Origin of the sequence: Frateuria sp. (assembly GCF_035695185.1) — a bacterium.
Lineage (GTDB): Bacteria > Pseudomonadota > Gammaproteobacteria > Xanthomonadales > Rhodanobacteraceae > Frateuria_A.
On sequence record NZ_DASSES010000053.1, the window covers coordinates 1 to 7,625 of the forward strand.

Annotated in this window: 7 protein-coding genes; 3 read left to right on the forward strand and 4 right to left on the reverse strand. The window is 67.4% G+C overall.

All coding sequences use genetic code 11. The features are described from left to right. A partial coding sequence (locus VFH59_RS03900) for a M3 family metallopeptidase (protein WP_325163576.1) occupies positions 1–355 on the forward strand: 355 nt, incomplete at its 5' end. Between the two features lie 75 nt (positions 356–430). On the opposite strand, the gene VFH59_RS03905 is transcribed toward VFH59_RS03900, so the two are convergent. Further along, complete coding sequence (locus tag VFH59_RS03905; protein ID WP_325163577.1) at positions 431–1,798, reverse strand: glutamate--cysteine ligase; 1,368 nt, start codon at positions 1,796–1,798, stop codon at positions 431–433. 241 nt (positions 1,799–2,039) lie between these two features. Here VFH59_RS03905 and VFH59_RS03910 point away from each other — a divergent pair, with 241 nt between their 5' ends. After that, positions 2,040–3,881 carry a peptide-N4-asparagine amidase gene (locus tag VFH59_RS03910; protein ID WP_325163578.1) on the forward strand — a complete coding sequence of 614 codons (1,842 nt, stop codon included), beginning with the start codon at positions 2,040–2,042 and terminating at the stop codon, positions 3,879–3,881. 43 nt (positions 3,882–3,924) lie between these two features. On the opposite strand, the gene VFH59_RS03915 is transcribed toward VFH59_RS03910, so the two are convergent. The 3 genes from VFH59_RS03915 to trxA all read right to left on the reverse strand — a co-directional run bounded on the left by VFH59_RS03915 (position 3,925) and on the right by trxA (position 6,553). Further along, complete coding sequence (locus tag VFH59_RS03915; RefSeq protein WP_325163579.1) at positions 3,925–4,134, reverse strand: hypothetical protein; 210 nt, start codon at positions 4,132–4,134, stop codon at positions 3,925–3,927. A gap of 181 nt (positions 4,135–4,315) precedes the next feature. Beyond that, the gene (rho, locus tag VFH59_RS03920; RefSeq protein WP_325163580.1) at positions 4,316–6,067 is read right to left on the reverse strand and encodes a transcription termination factor Rho; all 1,752 of its coding nucleotides are present in this window, start codon (positions 6,065–6,067) and stop codon (positions 4,316–4,318) included. 156 nt (positions 6,068–6,223) lie between these two features. Further along, positions 6,224–6,553 carry a thioredoxin TrxA gene (gene trxA, locus VFH59_RS03925; RefSeq protein ID WP_325163582.1) on the reverse strand — a complete coding sequence of 110 codons (330 nt, stop codon included), beginning with the start codon at positions 6,551–6,553 and terminating at the stop codon, positions 6,224–6,226. 412 nt (positions 6,554–6,965) lie between these two features. Between trxA and VFH59_RS03930 the strand changes: the two genes are divergently transcribed. Continuing rightward, a partial coding sequence (locus VFH59_RS03930; protein WP_325163581.1) for a DEAD/DEAH box helicase occupies positions 6,966–7,625 on the forward strand: 660 nt, incomplete at its 3' end.

Sequence of the window (7,625 nt, forward strand, 5' to 3'; positions counted from 1 at the left end):
GGACGCCGACAAGTTCGAGCAGGAGGTCCTCAGCAAGGACAAGATCAACCTCTCGTACGTGCCGCCGCGCTACCGCTCCAGCTACTTCCAGCACATCTGGGGCAACGGCTACGCCGCCGGCTACTACGCCTACCTGTGGACCGAAATGCTGGCCGACGACGGCTTCGAGTGGTTCAAGGAACACGGCGGCATGACCCGCGCCAACGGCGACCGCTTCCGCAAGATGGTGCTCTCGCGCGGCAACACCGAGGACCTGGCCGAGATGTACAAGGCCTGGCGCGGCAAGGAGCCGAGCGTCGAGCCGATGCTGATCAACCGCGGGCTGAAGGACGCGCCCAAGGGCAACGAGAAGTAAGAGGAAAGGGCCGGCGAATGCCGGCCCTTTCGTTTGGCGCTTTCTCCCCGGCGGGGCGAGGGCGCTGGATCGGCCTCAGTAAGCGAACTCACGGAACACCGGGTCCACGCTGCCGCCCCACGGACCGTGGAACAACTCCAGCTTGCGCTCGGCCGGCGTCTGGTTGGCCTCGACGATCTCGATCAGCGGCTCGAGGAAGATGCTCTCGTCGGCGCCATTGCGGTTGAGGCGCGCGCGGCGCTTCAAGCCATGTGCGGCGATCTTGAGGGTTTCGGCCGCGAGGTCGCGCACGGTGCCGCCGCGGAAAGACAGCTTGAGCGCCTGCCTGGGCACGCCGTCGCGCAGGGCGTGGCGCTCTTCCATGGTGAAGTCCTTGACCAGGTCCCAGGCCGCATCCAGCGCCTCGTCGTCATACAGCAGGCCGACCCACAGCGCGGGCAGGGCGCACAGGCGGTTCCACGGGCCGCCGTCGGCACCGCGCATCTCCAGGTACTGCTTCAGGCGGACTTCGGGGAAGGCGGTGGTCAGGTGGTCGGCCCAGTCCTTCATCGTCGCGCGCGTGCCGGGGGCCGCCTCGAGCCGGCCATCGAGGAAGCGGCCGAAGTCCTGCCCGGCCAGGTCGATGTAGCGTCCGCCCTGGTAGCTGAAGTACATCGGCACGCCAAGGATGTAGTCGACGTAGCGCTCGTAGCCGAACCCCTCGTCGAACACGAAGTCGAGCATGCCCGTGCGGTGCGGGTCGGTGTCGGTCCACACCTGCGAGCGGTAGGAAAGGAAGCCGTTGGGCTTGCCTTCGGTGAACGGCGAATCGGCGAACAGCGCGGTGGCCACCGGCTGCAGGGCGAGGCTGGCGCGGAATTTCTTCACCATGTCCGCTTCGCTGGAGAAATCCAGGTTGACCTGGACGGTGCAGGTGCGCGTCATCATGTCCAGGCCCAGGTTGCCAACCCGGGGCATGTACTCGCGCATGATCTTGTAGCGGCCCTTGGGCATCCACGGCATCTCGTCGCGGCGCCACTTCGGCTGGAAGCCCATGCCGAGGAAGCCCAGCCCGAGCCCGTCGGCCACCGAGCGGACTTCCTCCAGGTGCGTGTTCACCTCGCAACAGGTCTGGTGGATGTTCTCCACCGGCGCGCCGGAGAGCTCCAACTGGCCGGCCGGCTCCAGCGTGATGTTGGCCTTGCCGTGCGTCAGCGCCACGGGCGTCTCGCCCTCGCGCGCGATCTCCCAGCCGTACCGCGCCGCGAGCCCTTCCAGCAGGGCGCGGATGCCGCGCTCGCCCTCGTAGGCCGGCGGCCGAAGGTCATCCGTCCGGAAGCCGAACTTCTCGTGCTCGGTGCCGATGCGCCAGGCATCGCGGGGCTTCTCCCCGGCGGCGAGATAGTCGGCCAGCTGCTGGCGGCTTTCGATCGGGGTGCTCTTTACGGCACTGGGTATGGACACAGACAAGCCCTTGCTTGGGGGAGCGGCCACTAATGGGGACGTACAGGGCCACAAAAAGGGGGCCGTGCCCAAATAGTGTACGCCGGGGTTCTGGTGATCGCCGTGAAAGGTCCGGTTTGCTTCCTGGACAGGACGATGAACCAGAGCGAACCGGACTGTTAGCTTTGCGTGAGGACGTTCCCTTGATGTGCCCGCCCGCAGGATGTTGCGGGCAGGGGGCATCAGAGGAGGAATCGTCACGATGTCGAACCCGTCCGCGCGTCAACGACTGACGCACGCTGCGCTGTCTGCCCTGCTTGCCGCCCTGGCCTTGCCGGGTGGGGCCCATGCGCAGGAGGCCATCCATAGCGCCACGCCACCCGTGCCCACGCCACGCAGCACGCCCTGCGAGGTGAAGCTGTTCCAGGACGCGCCTTTCCGCATTACCTATTTCGAGGACCCGAGCCAGTACACCTACGCACCACCACCCGGCTGTGCGCCGCCCTGGGCCAAGGTCGTACTGAGCATGGACGTATCCGGTGCGCGCGATGCGCAAGTCACAGGAATCGCCCTGCAGCTGAAGGGCATCACGCTGTTCGTCGGGCCCACCACCAACACGGCACAGCCATCGCGGTGGCACGTCGAGCGCGACCTCACCGACTACAGCGCCCTGCTGACCTCGCCAGGCGTCGGGTTGCTCACCGCGCTGCAGGCGTTCCGCAACGTGCGCAGCGACGCCCATGTCACCGGTACGGCGACCCTGCGGTTCTATCCGCCTACGGCCGCCCAGCCGGCCCCTCGCGTGCCCGATGCGGTGTTCTCGGCGGATACCCGGTTGCTCGGCACCTCCACGGGACCGGGCCTGGCCGAGCTGGACGCCTTGCCCCACAACATCGAGCGCGCCTATCTGGACGTGACGGCGAACGACCATGCGTTCTGGTTCACCTGCTTTTCCGACGGGCTGGTCGATGCGCACCCGTCCCTGTTCAACGTGCTCGGCCCGGGCGTGACGCCGCACACGAACTATCCGCAGAAGCAGGGCTGTTACAACGGCAGCTACAGCGACGTGGGCGTGACCGTCGACGGCACGCCAGCCGGCGTCGCGCCGGTGTTCCCCTGGTTGCCGACCGACTACAGCGATGCGCCGGTGCTGTGGAACGCGCTGGACGAGCCCACCGACAGCGCGCAGTCGCTGGGCTTCGTGCCCTACCGGGTCGATCTCACGCCATTCGCGGGCGTGCTCAATGAGGCCGGCTCGCATTGGGTCGAGCTGCACATGATCGACCACTCCCAGCCGTTCACCGCCGGCTGGTACCTGGCGCCTCATGTGGCCAACCTGCTGGTGTACCTGGATCCGGGCCGGACGCGCGTGTCCGGCGCAGTTACCTACAACACCCTGCCGTCCGGCCTGCCGCAGGCGACCGTCACCGACGGCCTGACGCAGACGGGCGACGTGCTGCAGGGCCGCGTCGGCACGCGGATGGATCGTGACTTCGAGATCCGCGGATTCGTGGATACCTCCCACGGCCGCATCGAGTCGCAGGTCCGGCAGACCTCCAGCTTCCGCAACGTGCAGGCCCTACGCGTGCGCGACGGCGCGAGCTTCCGGGAGGATCTGTGGCTGCAGAGCAGCACGCACAGCGTCAGCCGCCGCAGCCGCCACGGCCAGCTGCTCAGCGAGGACCGGACCGACGTGAGCTACCCGCTGGAACTGCATTACATGGGTCTGGGCCGTCAGTACGAAGGCGACGAGTCGACCTACACCGATCTGGCCGGAGGCTCGATCGGTGTCGACCAGCACCGCAAGCTCGACGTTGCCCATTACCACCATGGCATGCCCTGGTACACCACCCGATTGCGCGAGGCGTTCTTCGGCAATCGCCGCGTGGACGCGGATAGCGGCGAGAGCACCGGCTGGGGCGCGGCGCACACCTACGCATTCGGCGACAACTGGAACAGCTGCTACCAGAAGGCAGTGGTCACGAGCCAGGGGACGGTGGACAGCGAGATCACCGGCATGGACTGCCCGAACGGCGCCAATCACGTGCGCTGGTTCGCGCATCCGGACGGCTCGCCGGACACCTTCGGCTGGTTGCGTCCCTGAAAGCGAGGCCGGCCACCAGGCCGGCCTTTTCGGTGGTCGCGCGTCAGTGTCCGGTCTGCCGTTGCCGGCAGCGCGGATACGCTCCTGAAAATGGCGTGCGGGCGGGGACGAATGTCGGATCGAGCACATTGCGCCGCATCACCAGCGGCACGTCGATGCGGCCGGAGAGGCTTACATTGCGGCGGGCGTCGGTTGCTTGCCAGTCGCAAGCGTAGTCGGAGCGGAAATGGCTGGTGAGGCGATCAACGCCCATCCGATCCTGGCCATCCGACCCGTCCGTCGCCTCTGCCGCATGGTGCTGCTTCCGGATGGAAGCTCTTCCGTCAAGTTGGCACGCGGCAAGGGCGCCCCGCCGCCAAGGTCGGTGCCCGACGGCGCGGGGAAAAACGAACAGGCCGGCTTGCGCCGGCCTGCTTCGCCCAGGCTTGTCGCCTTCAGCGTTTCATCGAGTTGAAGAACTCGTCATTGGTCTTGGTGTTCTTCATCTTGTCGAGCATGAATTCCATTGCCGCCAGCTCGTCCATCGGATGCAGCAACTTGCGCAGGATCCAGATCTTGGCGAGCAGGTCCGGATCGATCAGCAGGTCCTCGCGGCGGGTACCGGAACGGTTGATGTCGATGGCCGGATAGACGCGCTTTTCGGAAATCCGGCGGGACAGGTGCACGTCCATGTTGCCGGTGCCCTTGAACTCCTCGTAGATGACCTCGTCCATCTTCGAGCCGGTGTCGATCAGCGCCGTGGCGATGATCGTCAGCGAGCCGCCTTCCTCGACGTTGCGCGCGGCGCCGAAGAAGCGCTTCGGGCGCTGCAGGGCGTTGGCGTCGACGCCGCCGGTCAGCACCTTGCCGGAACTCGGCACGACAGTGTTGTAGGCGCGGGCCAGGCGGGTGATCGAGTCGAGCAGGATCACCACGTCCTTCTTGTGCTCGACCAGGCGCTTGGCCCGTTCGATCACCATCTCGGCGACCTGCACATGGCGCACGGCCGGCTCGTCGAAGGTCGAGCTGATCACCTCGGCGCGCACGGTGCGCGCGATCTCGGTGACTTCCTCCGGGCGCTCGTCGACCAGCAGGATGATCAGGTGCGCTTCGGGGTGGTTGTAGGTGATCGCCTGGGCGATGTTCTGCAACATCATCGTCTTGCCGGACTTCGGCTGCGAGACGATCAGGCCGCGCTGGCCCTTGCCGACCGGTGCGATCAGGTCGAGGATGCGGCCGGTGATGTCTTCACTGGAGCCGTTGCCGCGCTCGAGGTGGAACGCCTTGCGCGGGAACAGCGGCGTCAGGTTCTCGAACAGCATCTTGTTCTTCGACGCCTCCGGCGGGTCGCCGTTGATGTCGTCGACCTTGAGCATCGCGAAGTAACGCTCGCCTTCCTTCGGATGGCGTACGCGCCCGGTGATGTAGTCGCCGGTGCGCAGGTTGAAGCGGCGGATCTGGCTGGGGCTGACGTAGATGTCGTCCGGGCCGGCCAGGTAGGACTCGTCGGCCGAGCGCAGGAAGCCGAAGCCGTCCTGCAGGATCTCGAGCACGCCCTCGGCCCAGATGCCGCCGCCGGAGCGGGCGTGGGCCTTCAGGATCGAGAAGATGACGTCCTGCTTGCGCGCACGGGCCACCCCTTCCTGGATGCCCAGCGACTCGGCGAAAGCCAGCAGCTCCGGCGCCTTCATGCGCTTGAGCTCGGTGAGGTTGATCAGCCGGTCGCTGCTGCCGATATCGGCGTTCTCGTCGTCCTCGGGCAGGCCACGCGGGTTGTTGCGGTTGGGCTGGCCCTGGTTGCCGCCCTGACCGCCACCCTGACCGCCCTGGGGACGTTGGCCACGCTCGTGGCGCCGGCGGCGGCCACGGCCGTCGCGCTCGTTACGGTCGTTACGGCGCTCGTTGCTGGCGTTGGGCTGCTGGCCGTTGCCGTTCTGGCCGCCTTCGCGTGGCTCCTGCGGCGCGCGCTGGGCGTTGTCACCGGCCTCCATCGGCAGGCTGGCCTGCGCGGGGGGCGGTGCCGGGGCGGCAGCAGGCGCCGGAGACGGAGTTGGAGCCGGGGCCGGGGCGGCTGGAGCCGGGCTGGACGCCGCCGTGGCGGCCTTTTCGGCGGCCGACTTGCGCGGCGCACGGGCGCGCGGCGCATCCGCGCTCTTGGGTTCGGCGCGCTTGGCGTCGGACGGGTCTTGGGTTTCGATATCGGACACGGGCAAACCTCGTGGGGCGCCGTTGAAAGAACAGGAGGGAGGACGAGCGTCGCGCGGTGCGCGCGGGAGGGGCGAAGCGGACCGCCCCGTCGGTCGTAAGGGAAATCTAGCACCCGCCGCGCAGCGCCGTAAAGCGCGCGCGGCGGGAAGAGCGCGTCAGAGCGCCTTGTCGATCATCTGGGAGAGCTGGCCCTTGCTGACGGCGCCGATCTGGGTCGCCTCGACCTTGCCGTGCTTGAACACCATCAGCGTCGGGATGCCGCGCACGCCATAAGTGCGGGGGGTCTTCTGGTTCTCGTCGATGTTGAGCTTGACGATCCTGAGCTTGCCCTCGTACTGCTTCGCCAGCTCGTCGAGCATCGGCGCAATGGCCTTGCAGGGGCCGCACCATTCGGCCCAGAAGTCGAGCAGGACGGGGGTATCGGACTCGAGGACGTCCTTCTGGAAGGCATCGTCGTTGACGTGGGTAATCAGGTCGCTCACCAGGATCTCCGTGGTTGCGTGGAAGGGGGTTTGGGACCGCGCGGCCGGCATCGGCTACACTGGGGCGCCCATGTTGCGCGGTTCTAACCGGAAGACTGCGGGGATTGCCGTTGCGGCAGGCCTCCATTCCAGCGTAACTCGGGTCGCTGTTCAAGCGATTCAAGGGTGGCGACGGAGGGTTCCGTTGTCATAGGCGAGCCGGCCCGTACGCAGCCCGTTCGCCTATGCCAGCGGAACCGTCGGTCCCAGCCTCCACCGGCGGAGCCCGGGCGGCCGCGCGCGCAGGACCGGTCCCATGACGATCGGCGGCACGCGCGCGCGGCCAGCCGCCCCGCGACCATTAAACCGTTCCGTGCCTCATCCGGCAGCGGAGCCGGGCCCCGCTCACGGTTGCCCGCATTCCATCCAGTGACCCATGTCCGAAACCGTACTGACCGACACCTTCTTCACGAACTTCGACCTTCACCCGCTGCTGCAGCAGGGCCTCGCCGAGGCCGGTTTCACCCGCTGCACGCCGATCCAGGCGCTGACCCTGCCGCTCGCGCTGACCGGCCGTGACGTCGCCGGCCAGGCGCAGACCGGTACCGGCAAGACCTGCGCCTTCCTGGTCGCGCTGATGAACCGCCTGCTCACACGTCCGGCGGTGGCCGAGCGCAAGGATTCCGACCCGCGCGCGCTGATCATCGCGCCGACCCGCGAACTGGCCATCCAGATCGACAAGGACGCACGCAGCATCGGCCGCCACACCGGCCTGAAGACTGCACTGATCTACGGTGGCGTCGACTACGACAAGCAGCGCCAGCAGCTCAGGGATGGCTGCGACATCATCATCGCCACGCCCGGGCGCCTGCTCGACTACTACAAGCAGCAGGTGTTCGGCTTCAACGGCGTCGAGGTGATGGTGATCGACGAGGCCGACCGCATGTTCGACCTCGGCTTCATCAAGGACGTGCGCTTCATCTTCCGCCGCCTGCCGGCGCGCGAGCAGCGCCAGGTGCTGCTGTATTCGGCCACGCTCAGCCACCGCGTGCTGGAGCTGGCCTACGAGCACATGCACGAGGCCGAGAAGCTGGTG

Bases quoted from the DNA above. Each gene is read 5' to 3' on its own strand.
- VFH59_RS03915 (WP_325163579.1), bottom strand. From the start codon at position 4,134: ATGGGCGTTGATCGCCTCACCAGCCATTTCCGCTCCGACTACGCTTGC.
- VFH59_RS03910 (WP_325163578.1), top strand. From the start codon at position 2,040: ATGTCGAACCCGTCCGCGCGTCAACGACTGACGCACGCTGCGCTGTCT.